The organism is Olleya sp. ITB9 (genome assembly GCF_001315805.1).
GTDB lineage: Bacteria > Bacteroidota > Bacteroidia > Flavobacteriales > Flavobacteriaceae > Olleya > Olleya sediminilitoris.
Genome location: NZ_BCBW01000006.1, coordinates 1 through 19322 on the forward strand (window position 1 = coordinate 1; position 19322 = coordinate 19322).

The 19322-nt window shown below is 31.2% G+C and carries 15 protein-coding genes and 2 pseudogenes; 5 read left to right on the forward strand and 12 right to left on the reverse strand.

Annotated elements, in window-relative coordinates; translation table 11 throughout:
* Positions 1 to 69 precede the first annotated feature (69 nt).
* From ribB to tpx, 6 genes are all read right to left on the reverse strand, one after another.
* Positions 70 to 1224 (reverse strand): 3,4-dihydroxy-2-butanone-4-phosphate synthase, encoded by a 1155-nt coding sequence (ribB, locus tag ITB9_RS00940; RefSeq protein WP_054850762.1) that lies wholly within the window; start codon positions 1222 to 1224, stop codon positions 70 to 72.
* 56 nt (positions 1225 to 1280) lie between these two features.
* Positions 1281 to 3443 carry an LptF/LptG family permease gene (locus ITB9_RS00945; RefSeq protein ID WP_082395977.1) on the reverse strand — a complete coding sequence of 721 codons (2163 nt, stop codon included), beginning with the start codon at positions 3441 to 3443 and terminating at the stop codon, positions 1281 to 1283.
* A 6-nt stretch (positions 3444 to 3449) separates the two neighbouring features.
* A complete protein-coding gene (locus ITB9_RS00950) occupies positions 3450 to 4085 on the reverse strand; it encodes an outer membrane lipoprotein carrier protein LolA (RefSeq protein ID WP_028290452.1) in 636 nt (211 codons plus the stop codon).
* A 12-nt stretch (positions 4086 to 4097) separates the two neighbouring features.
* Entirely contained in the window at positions 4098 to 6518 is a 2421-nt protein-coding gene (locus ITB9_RS00955; RefSeq protein WP_054850763.1) for a DNA translocase FtsK, read from the reverse strand.
* 61 nt (positions 6519 to 6579) lie between these two features.
* Positions 6580 to 6948: a diacylglycerol kinase gene (locus ITB9_RS00960; protein WP_028290454.1), complete on the reverse strand. Its 369-nt coding sequence runs from the start codon at positions 6946 to 6948 to the stop codon at positions 6580 to 6582.
* Between the two features lie 3 nt (positions 6949 to 6951).
* Positions 6952 to 7449 carry a thiol peroxidase gene (tpx, locus tag ITB9_RS00965; RefSeq protein WP_054850764.1) on the reverse strand — a complete coding sequence of 166 codons (498 nt, stop codon included), beginning with the start codon at positions 7447 to 7449 and terminating at the stop codon, positions 6952 to 6954.
* Between the two features lie 214 nt (positions 7450 to 7663).
* Between tpx and katG the strand changes: the two genes are divergently transcribed.
* Entirely contained in the window at positions 7664 to 9895 is a 2232-nt protein-coding gene (gene katG, locus ITB9_RS00970; protein ID WP_028290456.1) for a catalase/peroxidase HPI, read from the forward strand.
* Between the two features lie 174 nt (positions 9896 to 10069).
* Entirely contained in the window at positions 10070 to 10537 is a 468-nt protein-coding gene (locus ITB9_RS00975; protein ID WP_028290457.1) for an ankyrin repeat domain-containing protein, read from the forward strand.
* A 67-nt stretch (positions 10538 to 10604) separates the two neighbouring features.
* Here ITB9_RS00975 and ITB9_RS00980 read toward each other — a convergent pair whose 3' ends face one another.
* Complete coding sequence (locus tag ITB9_RS00980; protein ID WP_028607713.1) at positions 10605 to 11714, reverse strand: polysaccharide lyase family 7 protein; 1110 nt, start codon at positions 11712 to 11714, stop codon at positions 10605 to 10607.
* Between the two features lie 595 nt (positions 11715 to 12309).
* On the opposite strand from ITB9_RS00980, the gene ITB9_RS00985 reads away from it, so the two are divergent.
* Together ITB9_RS00985 and ITB9_RS15740 are read left to right on the forward strand one after the other, a co-directional pair.
* Positions 12310 to 13059, forward strand: a complete 750-nt coding sequence (locus tag ITB9_RS00985; protein WP_148638305.1) for a hypothetical protein — start codon at positions 12310 to 12312, stop codon at positions 13057 to 13059.
* A pseudogene (locus ITB9_RS15740) lies at positions 13058 to 13306 on the forward strand (IS110 family transposase); the annotation flags it as partial. The gene ITB9_RS00985 and the pseudogene ITB9_RS15740, both read left to right, overlap by 2 nt.
* A 44-nt stretch (positions 13307 to 13350) precedes the next feature.
* Here the strand turns inward: ITB9_RS15740 and ITB9_RS00990 are convergent.
* Both ITB9_RS00990 and ITB9_RS00995 read right to left on the reverse strand, forming a co-directional pair.
* Entirely contained in the window at positions 13351 to 15078 is a 1728-nt protein-coding gene (locus tag ITB9_RS00990; RefSeq protein ID WP_054850766.1) for a DUF262 domain-containing protein, read from the reverse strand.
* 155 nt (positions 15079 to 15233) lie between these two features.
* Positions 15234 to 15887 (reverse strand): DUF4279 domain-containing protein, encoded by a 654-nt coding sequence (locus ITB9_RS00995; protein WP_054850767.1) that lies wholly within the window; start codon positions 15885 to 15887, stop codon positions 15234 to 15236.
* Between the two features lie 283 nt (positions 15888 to 16170).
* On the opposite strand from ITB9_RS00995, the pseudogene ITB9_RS01000 reads away from it, so the two are divergent.
* Positions 16171 to 16473 (forward strand): annotated as a pseudogene (locus ITB9_RS01000) (transposase); the annotation flags it as partial.
* 44 nt (positions 16474 to 16517) lie between these two features.
* Here the strand turns inward: ITB9_RS01000 and ITB9_RS01005 are convergent.
* From ITB9_RS01005 to ITB9_RS01015, 3 genes are all read right to left on the reverse strand, one after another.
* A complete protein-coding gene (locus tag ITB9_RS01005; RefSeq protein ID WP_054850768.1) occupies positions 16518 to 16946 on the reverse strand; it encodes a hypothetical protein in 429 nt (142 codons plus the stop codon).
* A gap of 243 nt (positions 16947 to 17189) precedes the next feature.
* Positions 17190 to 18542, reverse strand: coding sequence for a TrkH family potassium uptake protein (locus ITB9_RS01010; protein ID WP_054850769.1), 1353 nt, complete (start codon positions 18540 to 18542; stop codon positions 17190 to 17192).
* Between the two features lie 159 nt (positions 18543 to 18701).
* Positions 18702 to 19184 (reverse strand): hypothetical protein, encoded by a 483-nt coding sequence (locus ITB9_RS01015; protein ID WP_054850770.1) that lies wholly within the window; start codon positions 19182 to 19184, stop codon positions 18702 to 18704.
* Positions 19185 to 19322 lie beyond the last annotated feature (138 nt).

A 19322-nucleotide genomic window follows, 5' to 3' on the forward strand; every position in this document is an offset into this window, starting at 1 on the left:
ACTAATAATATTATAAATAAATCAAATCACTAATAATGATGGCTTTTTTTATTTTAAATTAAAAGTTAATTAGTAATTAACGTATTCAATTATTTCTAAACCATAACCTATCATTCCAACACGTTTAGTTTGTTGTGAGTTTGAGATAAGCTTAATTTTATGAATATTTAAATCATGAAGTATTTGTGCTCCAATACCAAAATCTTTACTATCCATTGAAATTGCAGGAGCTTTAGCAATAGTATCTGGTTTTTGTTCCGATTTTAAAACCGATAAACGTTGTAGCAAGTTCATCGATTCAGCTTGTTGATTAATAAATAGAATAGCACCTTTGCCTTCATCATTAATTACTCTGAACATGTCGTCTAGCTTCTCATCGGCATTATTGGTTAAAGTACCTAAAATATCATTATTGACTAAAGTCGAGTTAACACGAGTTAAAACTGTATCATTGCTAGTCCAATCTCCTTTAGTTAAAGCAATATGAACTTGATTATTTGTAGTTTGTTGGTATGCTCTTAATCTAAAAGCACCAAATCTTGTTTGAATCTCAAAGTCTTCTTTTTTATCGATTAAAGAATCATGATCCATACGATAAGCAATCAAATCTTCAATTGAAACTAGTTTTAAATCAAACTTTTTAGCGACCTCAATTAACTGAGGTAATCTAGCCATCGTTCCATCTTCGTTCATGATTTCAACAATCACACCAGCAGGCTGTAGTCCAGCTAATCTTGCAAAATCAATTGCTGCTTCAGTATGACCTGTACGTCTTAAAACGCCACCTTCTTTAGCAACTAATGGAAAAATATGTCCTGGTCGTGCTAAATCAAACGGTTTTGTTTCAGGATTTACTAGTGCCTGTACTGTTTTAGAGCGATCTGCAGCAGATATACCTGTAGTAACACCATTTCCTTTTAAATCTATAGATACTGTAAAGGCAGTTTCCATATGATCTGTATTGTTGGTAACCATCATGTGTAGATCTAACTCTTCACAACGTTGTTCCGTTAAAGGTGTACATATTAAGCCACGACCATGCGTTGCCATAAAGTTTATCATCTCAGGAGAAACTAATTCTGCTGCAGCAACAAAATCACCTTCATTTTCTCGGTCTTCATCATCAACGACAATAATGACTTTTCCTGCTTTTATATCTTGTATAGCTTCTTCAATTGTATTTAATTTAAAAGCTGTTTTTTCTTTTTTTTGTGTAGTATTCATAACAAATGTGTTGTCCTGCAAAGATATTGCATAATTATTACTTAGTGCAATTAAGCCTATAGTTTTTGACGTCTTTTAAAATGAATGATAGGATACATTATAACGCCTAAAATCAGCATTAAAAAGTTTTCTCTTTTTACTTTAATAGCCTTTAAAATTTTTGAAAATTCTATAGAAGATTTTATATAATTAAAAAGAAAAACTAGAAATGAGATTCCGCTAATTTGTATGCCTGCAAGTGCTAATTGAGGTAATTTATTATTTTTAAATACAAAGTATAAAACAAATAAAATTAAAGCTATGCTGAAACTAATGAAGCTTAAGGTTGCTATTATATTGTAATCTTTTAAATCTTTGTCTGTAAGTATAATTGGTTCGGATCCTGATTCAAATACAGTATCCATAGCAGTTAATCCATTAAAATTTGTTCCAACAGATAATTTACTAACTCTTAAAAAATATGTTAAAGGATAAATAAATAATCCTAAACCTTTTTGAATCAAAGTTTCTTCTTTATGTACTGTTTTAACAATTAAGGTATTATAAGTAATTGTTGATTTTATGTAATTGAATATGAATATAATAGCTGATACTCCAGCAATTTGTATACCTGCAAGTGCTAATTGAGGTAATTTGTTATTTTTGAAAACAAAATATAAAATGAATAATATCATGGCGATGCTAAGGCTAATGATATTAATTTTTGATAAAGATTTATAATTTAAAACTTCTTTATCTTCAAAATGTATAATTGTAAAATTAGGATCTAAACGGTCAAGCTTTGAGCCACGATTAAACTTTTTATTATACCAATTTTTAATAGGTTCTGTAATGTGGTCAAATTCAAAAATCCCTCTGTCTTGTGTTGCTCTAGTAGTTAAAAATATACTTAAGGGTAACATGATTAATGTTGAAAACCAAGCAGCCAATACAGGATTTAAGTTTCCGTTTTTAGCACTATTTTCTGCAAATAAACCAATAAAGTGATAGGTTAAAAATAAAACAATAGCAATTACCATTGGTAAACCCAGTCCACCTTTACGGATTAATGCACCAAGAGGAGCTCCAACAAAAAATAAGATAATACAAGCGACTCCTAAAGCAAACTTTTTATGTAATTGGATTCCGTGTTTGTAAATTCTAGAATTTTCACCTTTTAAATTACTTTGTTTTGATTTAATAATTTGCTGTGTACTAGAAATACTATTAATAGCATAATCCAATACTTGAATTTTACGTTTGGTTTTAAATATATCTAAAATATTACCTTTGAAAATACTGTCTTTTTTAGCATTTATCGTTAAGTTTATTGTAGATAAATTTGTTCTGGTGTATAAAGCTTTAGAAAAATCTTCAACTGTAGTTTGTCTTTTAGTTTTTAAGGAATCTATTGAAAAATTAAGTTCAGCTACATTAAGCATTTTATAATTATCGTCTACATTTTTTTCATTTAAATCCACATTATTTAGATTAGATAGATCATAATTTAAGACATGCTTTTTAAATTCACTTTTTACAAATGGTTTTTTATTTCGTTCAGCTATTTTTTTAGGAGGTGTATCATCATAGTAATACCCATCGTATAGTATTAGTTTTAAGATATTAGAATCTTCAGAACTAGCCAATTCTCCTGTTTTAGCAATTATGGTGATGTGGTTACCAGAAAAACTTTTACCGCTTTTTTGATGTATGGTTATGCCTTTTAGAAATTTACCGTTTTCACCATATTTCTCTTCAACTTTAATATTTAATTGGTCACTAATATCATTAAACTGACCTTCTGCAATTATCATTGCAGGTTTAACTTTTGCAATGTTACGTCTTAAGTTAAAGCTGTTATATTCTGCCCAAGGTATAACGTTGTTACTAAAAAAGAACGTTAATATAGATAATCCAACTATAAATATACCTAAACCTGACATAGCACGTTGCAGTGATATACCTGTAGATTTCATGGCTGCAAACTCATAATTTTCGGCAAAATTACCAAAAACCATTATTGAAGATAATAAAATTGTAAGGGGTAAAATTAAAGGTATTAATGTAGGAGTAATGTACATTAAAAATTTTAATACAGTGACAAGATCTAAATCTTTACCTGCTAATTCTTTAATATATAACCATATAGCTTGTAAAACAAAAATCAGCATGAGTATTACAAACACGCTGATAAAAGTTTTTAGATATGAAGTTAATATGTACCTATCTAATATTTTCACTTAAGATTAATCTAGTTTATTGATGAAATAATCCTTGTATTTACTGTTGTCAAAGGTAAATAACGATTTTGATAAAGTCTCGTTTGTTTTAAAAGCGTTTACTGTTAAAGTCGTTTTAGTACTATTTTTTCCAACTTCAATTAATCTGTAAATATGCTTTGTTTTGTTATCAACACCTAATAAAACATATTTGATTTCAGAATTAGAATCAATTGGTGTTAATTTTACATATTGTATTTTACGACCACTTACATCTTGTACTATGTCCATGTTATAAGTAAAACCATCTTTGTAAAACGATAACATTTGACTAGGTGTAATGGTGCTTTCATCTTCATCACTTCCTTTAGATATAGTAACTTCTTCATCTTCTGTACTAATGCTATAAATGTTTTGACCATCATAAATACGTGTAATACCTAAGATGTTTAATCTGTATTTTTCGCCTTGCATGACTACGTCACCTTTAGTTTCTTGCTTAATATTTTCTTCAAGATTCTCTAACACATATTTAAAGTCTATTGAAATATTTTGGTAACTTTTCGCTTTAGCTGAAACTTCATTTAACAATTGTTTTGCTTTATTATCTTGAGCAAAAATAGTTGTTGTTGCTAATAAAAATAATACTAATACTTTTTTCATTTTAAGTGTAATTTATTTCTTTTCGTTTTCTAATAATTGATCAAGAGCCACTAAATCTACCACTAACACCTGTCTGGCTTTACTACCTTCAAAACCACCAACAATACCTGCTGCTTCTAATTGGTCAATCAAACGACCAGCACGATTGTACCCTAGTTTTAATTTACGTTGTAATAAAGACGCAGATCCTTGTTGAGCTGTAACAATAATTTCGGCAGCATCTTTAAACAAGACATCTCTGTCCGTTATATCTACATCAAGACTTGTGCCACTTTCTTCACCAACATACTCTGGTAATAAATAGGCGTCAGGATATGCTTTTTGACCACCAATAAAATCGACTATTTTTTCTACTTCAGGTGTATCCACAAACGCACATTGTATACGTATCATATCATTACCTTGAGTGTATAACATATCACCACGACCAATTAATTGATCGGCTCCACCTGCATCTAAAATGGTTCTAGAGTCAATTTTACTTGATACTCTAAACGCTATTCTTGCTGGGAAGTTAGCTTTTATAATACCTGTAATTACGTTTACAGATGGACGTTGTGTTGCAATAATTAAATGTATACCAATTGCACGAGCCAGTTGTGCTAGTCTTGCAACTGGAGTTTCTACTTCTTTACCAGCAGTCATAATTAAGTCAGCAAACTCATCTACAACCAGTACTATATATGGTAAGAAAGCATGACCATCGTTTGGATTTAGTTTTCGTGCTTTAAACTTGTTATTGTATTCTACAATATTTCTACATAAAGCATTTTTAAGCATTTCATACCTGTTATCCATTTCAATACACAATGAATTTAAGGTGTGTATTACTTTGGTATTATCGGTTATAATGGCTTCACCTTCATCAGGAAGCTTAGCTAAATAATGTCTTTCAATTTTATTAAATAAAGTTAATTCAACCTTTTTAGGATCTACTAAAACAAACTTTACTTCAGCAGGATGCTTCTTATATAATAATGAGGTTAGCACAGCATTTAAACCAACAGATTTACCTTGACCTGTTGCTCCAGCCATTAAAAGGTGAGGCATTTTTGCTAAATCGACCACTAGGGTTTCATTACTAATAGTTTTACCAATAGCTATTGGTAAATGCATTTCGGTTTTCTGAAACTTTTGTGAGGCTATAACAGATCGCATTGATACGATTGTCGAGTTTTTATTTGGTACCTCAATACCAATGGTTCCTTTTCCTGGAATTGGTGCAATAATACGTATCCCTAAAGCAGATAATGATAATGCAATATCATCTTCAAGGTTTTTAATTTTTGAAATTCTGATACCAGCTTCTGGTACAATTTCATATAACGTTACCGTTGGTCCAATTGTCGCTTTTATGCTTGCAATACCAATTTTGTAGTTGTTTAATGTTTCTACAATTCGGTTTTTATTATTTTCTAGTTCCTCTTGGTTTATGGTAACCCCTTCGTTGTCATACTTTTTAAGTAAGTCTAAAGGAGGGAATTGATAATTACCCAATTCTAGAGTAGGATCAAATTGACCAAAATCTTCAACTAATTTATTAGCTAAATTATCGGTTTCAGATAATTCCTCTTTAACCGTTTCAACTTCTATTTCAACCTTAGGTTCTTCTATTTCTATTTTAGGCGAAATGGTTTCCGTTTTGATAGTTGTTGTCGGTTGCTTTTTAGGAATTGTTGGATTAACTTCAAGTTGAGTTGTACCTTCTATTTTTGAATGATTTGAAATTGTAGGCTCTACTTTTTTGTCTACTTCAAAAGCTGATTTCATGGCTTCAGCTTCATCTGAATACGAATTGTCAACAGGTACAAAGTCATCATTAAAATCTTTTTGAATATCTTTTGATGCTTTTTTAAACATTGAGGCAATACGCTGTGGAGTAAATTTAAATCGGATTGCTAAATAACTAATAAAGGCAAAGGTTAATAATAGAATTGTACCTATTTTACCTATGTAATCTTGGAAGAAGCTATTAATTTCAAAACCAATAACACCACTTAGGCTATCATTAATATGTGTAAAAAAGCCGAAAAATATAGATAGCCAGATAATAACTAAGATGCCCCAAAACCAATGTTTACGCAGTTTAGCTTTATTTAAGTCTGTTAAAACATATATACCAGATAAAAAGGTTAGTCCAGAGATTATAAATGAAGCTACCCCAAATCCACGTTGTATAAATAGGTCGCTAATCCAAGCCCCAAGTTTACTTAGCCAGTTTTTAGTAACTACTTCTCTTGATCCAAATTCGCTTAAAGCGCTTTGGTCAACATGTCCTGTAAATAAATAAGATAAAAAGGCAATAAAAAACAAGATACCTAATATTATTAAAAAGCTACCAAGAACTAATTTTTGCTGACTACTAAGCGTCAAATCAGGTTTTTTTATGCTTTTTTTCTTTTTAGGTTTAACTGTTTTTTTTGCTTTCGCCATTATCAGGTTTTAATTTGTGTAAAAATACAAATAGTTAACATTTATCCTAATGGATAATTGTTTAAAATAGCTTAGGTATATAAATAATCAATCCAATGATTGTTGAAGCTATTGAGGCGATAAATACAGCGCCTGCTGCAATGTCTTTAATAAAGCCAATTTTTTCATGATGTTCAGGATGTATAAAATCTGCTATGGCTTCAATAGCAGTATTAACACCTTCAATACTCATTACTAATCCAATAGCAAAGCATTGCATGATCCATTCGGTTGCAGAGATGTTACAATATAAGCCAGCAATAGTAACTATTACAGCTATACAAAATTGTATTTTTATACTGGCTTCTGTTTTTAAAAGCATGAGCATACCTTTAAAGGCATACCCAACGCTTTTTATTCTGTTGACAACAAAAGGTTCTTTGGTGTCCATATATTATAAGGTCTCTATTGCAGCTTTATAATTTGGCTCGTCCGCTACTTCTTGTACCTGCTCATTATAGGTAACTGTTCCATTTTCATCTAAAACAACTACACATCTAGAGTGTAACCCTTCAAAAGCACCTGATGCAAATTCTAATCCGTAGTCTTTACCAAATTGTCCTGTTTTAAAATCAGATAACATGGTAACGTTTTCAATACCTTCTGCACCACAAAATCTAGCTTGTGCAAATGGTAAATCTCTAGAGATGCATAATACTTGTGTATTATCCATGTTAGCTGCTTCTTTATTAAAAGCTCTTACCGATGTTGCGCAAGTACCAGTATCTACACTAGGAAAAATGTTTAGTACTACTTTTTGTCCTTTATAGTCTGATAGTTTTTTTACAGATAAATCACTTACAGTTAATGTAAAGTCTGGAGCTTGTTGTCCAACTTGTGGGAGTTTCCCAGTAGTTTCTACTGGATCGCCTCCTAATGTTATTTTTGCCATTTTTATTAAGTTTTGTTTATAAAAGTAAAAATAGTTAATAAAGAATGTAATTAATACCTCTTAGCAAAATTTTATTAAATAGTTAATATTTATTATTTCAATATGAATCATAGTTAAAAGCTATATTAAAATAGTAACAATCAATTTTTTTAATGGTAAATTTATGAGGTATATAACTAATTTTATCTCGAATTAAAAACTAAAAATTACTGTTATGGAAAATAATCCTCATTCAAGTCATCAACAAAATGGTGAAAACTTTGACATTAATGAAAGTGCTGCAAATTGCCCTTTTTTAAGCGGAACCGTTAAACACACTTCTGGTGGTGGAGTTAAAAACCGCGACTGGTGGCCTAACGAGTTAAAGCTAAATATTTTACGCCAAAATGCTTCTAAATCTAATCCAATGGGAGACGATTTTGATTATGCAGAGGCTTTTAAAAGTCTAGATTATGAGGCTTTAAAAGCAGACTTAACTGCATTTATGACAGACTCTCAAGATTGGTGGCCTGCAGATTATGGACATTATGGAGGATTAATGATACGCATGGCTTGGCACAGTGCAGGAACTTACAGAGTAGGAGATGGACGTGGAGGCGCAGGTGCAGGAAACCAGCGTTTTGCACCTATAAACAGTTGGCCTGATAATGGTAATTTGGATAAAGCTAGATTATTGTTATGGCCAATCAAACAAAAATATGGTAACAAAATCTCTTGGGCAGATTTAATGATACTGGCAGGTAACTGTGCTTTAGAGTCTATGGGCTTTCCAACATTTGGATTTGCAGGAGGGAGAGCAGATGTTTGGGAACCTGAACAAGATATATATTGGGGAAGCGAAACAGAATGGGGAGCCAATGATGATAGATATGAAGATGGAGATTTAGAAGATCCTTTAGCAGCAGTAATGATGGGTTGGATATATGTTAATCCTGAAGGTCCAAATGGTAATCCAGATCCAATGGGTTCTGCACATAATGTTCGCGAAACGTTTGGAAGAATGGCTATGAATGATGAAGAAACGGTTGCTTTAGTTGCAGGTGGGCATACCTTTGGTAAAGCGCATGGAGCAGCAGATCCAAATGAGTATGTTGGAAAAGAACCACATGGTGCACCAATTGAAGAGATGAGTACGGGTTGGAAAAATAGCTTTGGAACAGGAGTTTTGGACGATACAATTACAAGTGGTATAGAAGGTGCATGGACACCAAACCCTACACGTTGGGATGCCGACTATTTTGATGTATTATTAAACTACGATTGGGAGCTTACCAAAAGTCCAGCAGGAGCACACCAATGGAAACCAACTGCAGCATCTAAAGCTAGACAAGCCCCTATGGCTGGTGACGCTAGTAAAAGACAAGATTTAATGATGACGACTGCTGATATTGCACTAAAAGTAGATCCAAAATATTTAGAAATTTCTAAACGTTTTCATGCAGATCATAAAGCTTTTGAAGATGCCTTTGCACGTGCTTGGTATAAATTAACGCATCGTGATTTAGGTCCTACATCACGTTACTTAGGTCCAGAAGTGCCAAAAGAGACCCTATTATGGCAAGATCCAATTCCAGCAGTAGACTATACATTAAGCGCTGCTGATATTGCAAACTTAAAAGTGATGATTATTGATTCAGGTTTAACCGTATCACAATTAGTAACAACTGCTTGGGCTTCAGCTTCAACCTTTAGAGGGTCTGATAATCGTGGTGGTGCCAATGGAGCGCGTATTGCTTTAGAGCCGCAACGTAGTTGGGAAGTTAATAATCCAACAGAATTAAATAAAGTACTAGCTGTACTTGAAGGTATTAGAGGTGAATTTGAAGGTACCGTTTCTTTAGCAGATTTAATTGTACTTGCAGGAAACGTAGGTGTAGAAAAAGCATTAAAAGCAGCAGGATATAATCAAGAGGTAGCCTTTTTACAAGGTAGAGGAGATGCTACACAAGAACAAACAGATATAGAGCAGTTTGGATATTTAGAGCCTTTAGCAGATGGGTTTAGAAACTATATTAAAGGTGACTTAAAAATTGCTGCTGAAGATTTATTAGTAGACAGAGCAAACTTATTAACACTTTCTGTACCAGAATTAACTGTTTTAGTTGGAGGTTTACGTGTATTAGGTGCTAATTATGACGGGTCTGATTATGGTGTGTTTACTGACCAAGTAGGTACATTAAGTAACGATTTCTTTAAAAACATTTTAGATTTCACTTACACATGGAAAGCAACTTCTGAAGACGATAGATATTTTGAAGGAAGTAACAGAAATACAGGTGAAGTTAAATTTAAAGGTACAAGAGCAGATTTAATTTTTGGTTCTAATACAGAACTTAGAGCAATAGCTGAAGTTTATGGTGCAAATGATGGTCAAGATCGTTTTGTTAAAGACTTTGTTGCTGCTTGGACTAAAGTGATGAATTTAGATCGTTTTGACGTGAAATAAAATACGTTGATATATTATTTAAAGGAATGGATTTACATAAAGTCCATTCCTTTTTTATTGACTACGACTAATTTAAAAGTCGCTTTTTTAAGTTTAAAGCTAGGTCTTTAGGTTTAGAATTAGATTAAAAGTAGCGACATAGTCAATTTTTAAATACATTAAAATAGAAACACAATGAATACAGAAGCCCTTTTTGAAAGTATAAAAAATAGAGATACAGCAGGTTTAAAAGCCATTTTAGCAGAACACCCAAGGTTAGCAGAAGCCAAAGACCAACGTGGATTTACACCATTAATTTTGGCTACTTATTTTGATAATGAAGCAGCAACAAAGGTTTTGGTTGAACATCATGCCCCAATCAATGATAAAGATGCTTCAGGAAATACTGCACTGATTGGTGTTAGTTTTAAAGGTAATATTGCATTTGCAGACTATTTAATTAAAAATGGAGCTGACTTAAATGCAGTGAATAATAACGGAACGACAGCTTTAACTTTTGCTACCCAATATGATAAAATTGACATTGTAAAGTTATTATTGCAACACAAAGCAGATACCACTATTAAAGACAATAATGGTAAAACCGCTTTAGATTATGCTATAGAAAAGAAATTTGATGCTATAGTAGCCTTATTAAAGTAAAACTGTTAGACAATAAAAAAACCACTTTGTTACTACAAAGTGGTTTATACTATGGGTTAGATAGTTATTAATCGTTTTTAGTAAAATAGCCTTCATTTGATACTGCAGCATCACTAACGCTTATGCTAGCAGTTTTAAACCAAACTTCAGCATAATTACCATCTGCATATTGTTTAGCAATATCTCCATTATGAGTTTGGGCACCAGAACACCAGTTTTTATTTACCTCAGGAGATTTTCCGTTGGTTTGGTTATAAGCACCAAGCTTAAAAAAGCAGCCTTCGCCTGTGTATGCTTCTGGACGCTCTACGCCATCTTGACCTATTGGAAAAAATAGTTGTTTAGTTTGTTCAGGGATATCTGCTACTGTTGTATATTCAGATTGTATTATGTTTTTAGTAAATGTTTTGGTTTCATGTCCTGGACTTGTAAACGTTAAATTCATAATACCATTTTTCACTTCAATTGTATAACTAAATTCTTCGCCTAACGCAATCCCCTCTTTTGGTTGTTCTGGATAGGTATTGGCATCGCTACCAACAACCGAGAAGTCGTTACCCCAAACCGCAGAAGAATAATCCCAACGTTTTGAATTATCGTCTCCAGCAGTATTAATTTCGTAATGCCAAAATACAGAACCTTTATCGTGTCCAGGATACTTTTTATAAAATATCTTTAACGGTTCGTTTTCAAAAGCATCAGCACTATGAATTTGTCCAACAACTACCGAATGGGTTGCAGCCACACGAGCATCTCCAGTAGCAGACACATTCATTACTTTTAGTGTGGCAGTCAATTTATCGTTTGCTGTTTTTGGATACCATTTTTTTATTTGTGCTAATTCGGTTCTGGTGTTATTAGAGGTTCCGTGTGTGTCTCCACCATTAGGTGTTTTAAACACAACCCAATCTGTTTTACCATCATTTGTAGTATAGAAAAAGTCTTTATTTTCAAAATTATTAGCAATTCCAGCATTAGATCCATCACCTAAAATTAACTTCCAGTTATCAAAAAACGGAATTACAGAATTGGCATATTTGACTTTAATAGTATCTTTTATAACTGTATTAACTTTATTGGTATTGGTTTTTACTTGGTCTTTACAACTGTTTAGTAGTCCAATACTTAATAGGCTTAAGCCTAATACTAAGTTGTGTTGTTTTTTAATCATTTTCATTTAGTTCAGTTTAGTTTAGTTTGTTGTGTCTAATTAATTATTTAAAAAATAATTAATGGTGGTTATAATAACTTAAGTAATATAATGAAAAATTGGTTAACCAATTCATGTTGCCTTAAATTCATTTTAGATTTAAAACGATACCCTAGTATTTGTTGGTCTTTTCTATATTATTAATTGGTTTTAGAAGTAATTGATAAGGTGATTAGTGTGTTAGCTTATAAACATCACAATTGTCCTACAGTTTTAGTTTTTACATCTTATACTATTGTGATGGTTTTATATTTCTTTTTTGTGGGTTTATTTAGGTTGTAGTGTTGTATTTAGAAGATTAATTTAGGACATAGTAATTGTTTATAACATCTGAAAATATTTTATGTGTCAACCAGAACCATGCTAATTATATACACACACCTTAACGCTTACTGCTTGAATTGCTAAGTTATGCATTAAGCTTGGTTATTATTAATACACTTTAATCATGCTATAACCATGTTATAACTACTTTATAAGCATGCTATAACCACGCTATAACCTTTATTAAAATATTTTGTATATTACTGTATTATAGGTGTTTAATATAAAATTTGAGGATATGGCAAAACAGACAGGAATTATACCCTTAGTAGGGACGATAAATGGTGTTAATTTTTATTATTTACACGGGAAACCTATTGCCAGAAAAGCAGGTGGTGGGTTTACTAAAAAGGCTATAAAAAGTAAGGCTAGTATGCAGCGTGTGCGTGAAAATGCTAATGAGTTTGGGCATTGTTCTTCAGTTAATAAAGCGTTTAGATTAGCTTTGGCTCCGTTTTATAAGGGGTACACGTTTCCGCATTTTCATAGTCGTTTGATGGGCTTATTTACGCGTTTAAAGACCTTAGATACTACTAACGCACGTGGTATGCGAACGGTAGTTAATGGTGTAGGGCAGGCGGAAGGTTTGCAATTATTAGAACAGTTTAATTATACACCAGCGTGCGATGTGCCACAGGTATTGCCTTTTGAGTATGGTGTGTCTGATAGTGATTACACGTTGACCTTTACTGATTTTAATATTAATCAGGTTGGTTTTGTGGATGGTGCCACGCATATTGCACTGACTTATGGTGTTTTGGATTTTGATTTTGAGCGTTTAGATTATGCTTTACATATGGCAGCTCCTGTAGTTATGGATGGTAGTTATGCTGGATCTACTTTGACTTTAACGCCTGATACTTTGCCTACTGTGATTGGAACTAGGCTTTTAGTGCTTGGTGTACGGTTTTACCAAATGGTTGATGGTGCTTTGTATGCTTTAAATGCTAAAGATAGTGTTGGTCTTAGGGTTTTGAAATGTTTTTAGAGGACTTGCACGAATTACTAAAATAGGAAATTAAAAGCTTTGAAATTTATTATTTAAGTGCAGTTTTAATGCTTGTAAATATAACTATGCTTACAAAGCAATTTATGATTGATTAATAGCTAAAGGGAAGAGCAAAACATTAGTATTAATAGCGGTTTGTAATACACTATTAAAACAGGCTTTTGTAATAGCAAAATCAGGACTAATTTATGATAATAATTATAGAAGTGTCATATTGAAAAATTAATGAGTTTTTACTTGTTTTTTACCACAGTACTTTGTTGGCAGTAGTTATTTTATTTTCCACAATTCGTATGTTATTTCAGATAATTCATTTGTTCTATTTTCGGCAATTGTTTTATCCCAACTCTTTTCAGTATCATATTTAATACAAAATTCTTTGACAGTTTTCAATTCAGATTTTTTGAATTTTTCTATTTTTTTGTCGAAGCCAATGTTCCCTATTTTAGAATTTATCTTGCCATCAAGAGGTAGTAGGTTTCCCATTTGTGAAACCCAAAGTTCATTGTTTTTTTGACTTTCTATATGTTCAAGTGTTATGTTATAAACTTTTAATTCGTCTGTTTCTTTTGTGTTATTCTCTAATGTGCTGAAAATATATTGAATTAATTTTTTGTCTCTTGTAATTTTATTCGTGAATCTGAGTTTAAAAAAGTTAGTTTTATAAATTTCTATATCAGGCGTTTTTGTTTTTAATTTTTCAAAAAGATCTTTTAAATTATCTTTAATCTTTCCCTTGTCAGTTAGCTTTCTTAAACTTCTTGAGTGTTTTGAATATAAACTTTCTAATCCAGAAGCTCTTTGTGATGAAATTGCAGTAAATAGAAAATGAAACTTTTCAATTTTATTGATAGTTTCTCTTAGAACGTTTATATTAATTAGCTTTTTATCATAAAGAGTAAATAGTGTTAGAAATAAGGGTCTATGTTGTGTGACTCTAAAAGTATTTAATGCAACTAATGAATAGTAAATATCTTTTCCTTCTTGCTCTTTCCAATCAAGTTGATTTGGTGAAATAATTTTTGAGTAGTATTCGGAAACTTTTATTAATTCATTAATGAAGGACTTATATTCTTTTTTTGTTTGAGTTACATTTTTTTGAAATGATTCGTAAATTTTTCTTTCTGTTAGAAACTCATATTTTGAAATCCAAAAGTGTCTAAAAAAAGTCGAAATATTTACTCCATATTCTCTTTCTCTTAAAGTTGTTTTAATTGTTTTCCAATTTTCTTTAGCAAAATCAGTAGGATGTTCGTCCGATAAGATTTCAAATATTTTGTTTTTTATTAAATCGATTGTTTCTAAATCTTTTCCTTTTGCATTTAAAGTTTCAAATATTTTTTCCGCTTGCTTTTTGTCTTTTACGGTTATGAAAATTGTTTTGCAATCTAAAAGTTGATCTCTTATTATTTTTAGTAAATCTATGTATTTAAAAGGCTCTTTTCTGAATTTTAAAGTTTCAAAAGTCTTACTTAAACTTGTTTCTGTTAGTTTTTTGTAAAAATAGTCATAAGCAAAAAGTAAGTTTTTTTCTTCTTCAGTTACAGGAATGTATGCTTGTTCTTTTTCGAAATTTTGAATTCGTCTTTGTAAAAATGGCTTTGGATTTTCATTTTCCAATTTAAAAAACGGATTGAAATCTCCATCTTTACCTTCTACATATGAATAACAACTTTTAGCTAAATTATCATCTATTGTTTTTAATAACTGTGTTAAAACAGAAAACATTATTGTTATAGTAGTTAATCTTTGTTGTCCATCTACAACATCAAATTCTATGTCATTAGAATCATCTCCAATTAAAACTAATGCTCCTATGAAATAGTCAGAAGTTTCTAAATTTTTGTTTGAGTATCCAATTTGTTTAATTATATCATTCCAAAATGTTAGAAGTTCTTCCTTTTCCCAAGAATATTCTCTTTGAAATCGAGGAATAATATATTTCCTATTCAATGTTAAAATATCCTTTATTGTTCTTGGGTATGCAGATAGGTTCATATGAGTGTTTTAATTACTGCCAACGTGTATGATTAGTTGCGTGGTTAAGCACGTAATTTAGCAAATAAAAATCGAATAGAATATTCCGCAGGAATATTCGTAAGTAGGCTAGAACTGGCAATTAATTTTACACGATGTTGTAAGTAGTACTTTTTTCAGAGTACAGAAATTAATTCTTTTCCGTGAACATATTGGTCAATGTCAATTCCTAAATTCAAATTACTCAATCGATTAATTATTTCAATATCGAAATTTATTCCTTTATTTCCGTCAATATATTGTTGATGATGAATTGAAATTCCAGCATCAGCTATTTCAGTCAGTTTTTTTATTCCTTTAGTATCTTTTTCCAATTCATTTAAGAGTAGTTTTAGTTTCTCATCTAAATCATAAGCTCTACTTTTAATTGGCTCAAATGTTAAACGACTAAAATTATATTTGCCTTTTCCAACTTTTCTATCATCATTTACGCTCCAACCTGAAAGTCCGCTCAATTTTGTCAATTCCGAAAGTTGCTCAAAAGTCAGATTTTCGGATGTTGCTGTGAAATAAACTTGATTTCCGTTTTCAGTTCCTACGTTAGTTATTTCATTATTTTCTTTTGAGAAATAGACACTCAAAAAAAATGGTTCATTTTCAATAGAAAAGTAAACAACATTTGTCTTTTCAAAAGATTCAAAGTCAACACGCTCAATTTTTGGATTTCCATTTTCCATTTCTACTTTAAGAACCTCAAGATATTGTTCAGTTGTTCCAAAAGTTGGGCTTTTTAATTCCGAAATTGCTTTTGATATTAGCTTATTTTTCAATGTTTGTTCGGTTTTCAGGTATTACTTACAACTGGTTATATAACAACTAATATAGTTGTTATTGGGGTTGTATTTCCCGTTATGACAATTTTTGTTAGTACCTATCAAATAAGTGTCATTTTATTATAGTTGTATTTTTTATAATTAAAAGCTAAATTACATTAATGCGTTTGCAAGTACAATACGTATAACTACGTATTTTTTAGCTAGTGATTATTTTGTGTTTTAATAAGTGACCGTAATTAATTGTTTAATTTTAGTCTAACTATTTTTGGACAATACATTATGTAGTTACGCTGGTTTAACACCAGTGATCCGTAAAAGTGGGAGTAGTGTAAAAGGACGTCCTAGAATTAGTAAAATAGGGAATTAAAAGCTCCGCAATTTATTATTTATGTGCAGTTTTAATGCCTGTAAATATAACTATGCTTGCAAAGCAATATATGATGGATTAGTAGCCAAAGGGAAGAGTAAAAAATTAGCATTAATAGCGGTTTGTAATACACTATTAAAACAAGCTTTTGCAATAGTAAAATCAGGATTTGGTTATGATAATAGTTACAGAAGTGTTTTATTGAAAAATTAATGCGTTTTTACTTGTTTTTAACTATAGTACTTTGTTGTGCTTAGTTATTTATTTTTAATCGAGTCTATTTTTTGTTGAGTTTGTTCCTTTATGTCGTCAACCATTTCATCCGTCAATATTACTTCAATTTCGGTTTTTTTATTTTGAAAAGAACTTGGAAAAAAGTACTTGTAAACTGCTACAAAAATTCCAAATGATATTAACCATATAAAGATGTACTTTTTAATTTTTTTAGTTCCAAACTTATGAATCATTTCAGTCAGGTTTTCAGACTGGATTGCTCTTCTCTCAGGTATTATTCTTTCCTTTTTTCCATTCAATTCCTCAAGGCAATCATAACCAGAAGTTGTCAAGAAAAATACATTTTCATCATTTTCCGTTTCGATATAATCCATTGCTACAAGTTCTGATATAACTCGTTCATAATTTGGATGTGAATTCCCTTCTTCGTCAACAAAGTCCGTTTTATGCAACGATACATTTTCAGATTCGTAAATCCGTTTTAGATTGATTATATGTTCTTCGTCTAAATACAGTTTTGTCTAATTAAGCACAACGGTCTCGGCTATGAGTAGTTGCGTGGGTTAGCACTTAACTTTGCAAGTACACACCAAGTTGGAAATTCCTGCTGAATTTCCAAAGAAGGCGAGAACAAGCAATTACTTATAGCCATTGTTGTGTGGCGTTTTTTTGTATTTTTCTTTATATTAATTTTTTCATACAGCCAAATCATCAGCTCTGATTTTTTTAGAATCGTTATCTTTTTGTTGCAACAAAGCAAATCCAAAAGTTAGAACTCCAACTCGACCAATAAACATTAAAATAATTATCAATGTTTTCCCAATGTTAGATAAATCTCCAGTAATTCCGGTGCTTAATCCAACAGTTCCTAAAGCGGATGCTACTTCAAATAATATGCTTTCAAAAGAAAAGTTTTCAAAGTAAGAAAGTAAAAATGAAAACAAGAAAATTAAACTCGTATAAAGCATAAAAGTAGATGTCGCAACATATATTCTCTCAAATGGAATAAGTCGGTTTAAAAATGTGATTTTTTTCTGACCAAACAATCGGCTTTTCAATATCGATAGCATTGCCGTTAATGTCGTTATTTTCATTCCTCCTGCTGTTCCCGAAGGCGAAGCACCGATATACATAAGAAAGGTTACAAGCAACAATATTGGCAAAGATAATTTACCGATAGGTATCGTGTTAAATCCAACAGTTGTCATAGCTGACATTGCTTGAAAGAAAGATGTCATTAGTGAACTATTTGAGCCAAGAATAGATGATGACTCTGTTGTGTAAATGAGTAAAGTACCTAAAAAAAGCAAAAACAAAAAGCCATAAACAATGATTTTAGTTGTAAACGAAATTTCTTTTGATTTACCTCTAATTCGATACCACAAATCTGTAATTACAATAAAACCCAAAGAACCAGAAATTGCTAATACAGAAATAATTGTATTAATAAAAGTATTGTCTTGATAGCTTTCAAAACCATCATTAAACAATCCAAATCCGGCTGTACAAAATGATGAAATACTATGGAAAATTGAAAACCAAATTACTTTTAAACTTCCCATTCCAGAATTTGTAAAGGCAAAGTAGAAAAGTATAGCACCAATAGTTTCCATTATTAGGGTAAAAACAATAACGCTTTTGATGAAATCTTTTATCTGAATTGTATTGGGTAAAGTAAATTCCGCACCTATTAATTTACTATGCCAATGGGTTATTTTTTTTGTGGTAAATATTAAATAGTATGTCGTTAGCGTCATGTATCCAATTCCGCCAATTTGTATTAATGCCATAATAACAAACTGACCGAAAAAATTATAGGAATCGAAAACGCTTATAGTTACAAGTCCAGTAGTTGAAATAGCAGATGTCGAAATAAACAAATTATCTAAAAAGTATATGTCGGTTTTGTGAAATAAAGGAATAGACAGTAAAATAAATCCAATGAGCGTATACAAAAAGAATCCCCAAACTAAATTCATTTGAGGTGATTTACTAATTTGGAATTTTCGGTACCAATTAGATATTTTCTTGTATGTTTTATTTTCCATTTTTTGTATTCAGTTTTTTTTGTAAATGACACACAACGGTCTCGTATAACCGTCAGTTACGGGATTAAAGTTAATGATTTTTGGTTAAGCACTGACGTTAGCAATTCCGAGTGGATTCGGACGTAGTCGAATCCGCCGTAATTGCGGTTATACATTGTTTTACCCAGTTTTTTGTTTGGTTAATATTCGTTTTCTTTCCGCAATTCGATTCTCAAATTTTGGGTTATGTTCTATTCCGTTTATAAATTCAGATTCAAAACTTCCAATTGTAACGAACTCAAAGTCCACAAAAAAGAAATGTTTTAATCCGTTTTGTTTCAAAATCAGATCACGATTCTTTTCAGGCAATCTTTCAATTTCTAAAGTGTCCGAAACAGGTTTTTCAAATTGATAAATCCGCAATTGATTTGTATTCAGTTCCAGTATTTTTTTCAGTCCGTTTAAGTCAGTTTGGACATCCATTTCCATTTGACGAACAGATAGATTTTTGAATTCAGTTCCATTTTGAGTTTTTAAATCCGTTTTCCACCATTTAATTACCTCATTTGGTAGAAACTTATGAATGAATATTATATTCAAGTCCTTGTCAAAAAGTTCCCAAATTTCTTCGTTAGAATTTATTTCAAATGTTAGTTCGTTCATTTCTCAAATTGGGTACAACGTTGTTGTATAAGGTTTGTTGCGTTGGTTTTGCAGTAAAGTTAGTAAATAATTACTGACAAAGAAAGTCCGCGAGGACTTTCGAAAGTAAGCAAAAAGCCAGCAATAAATTTTATACGG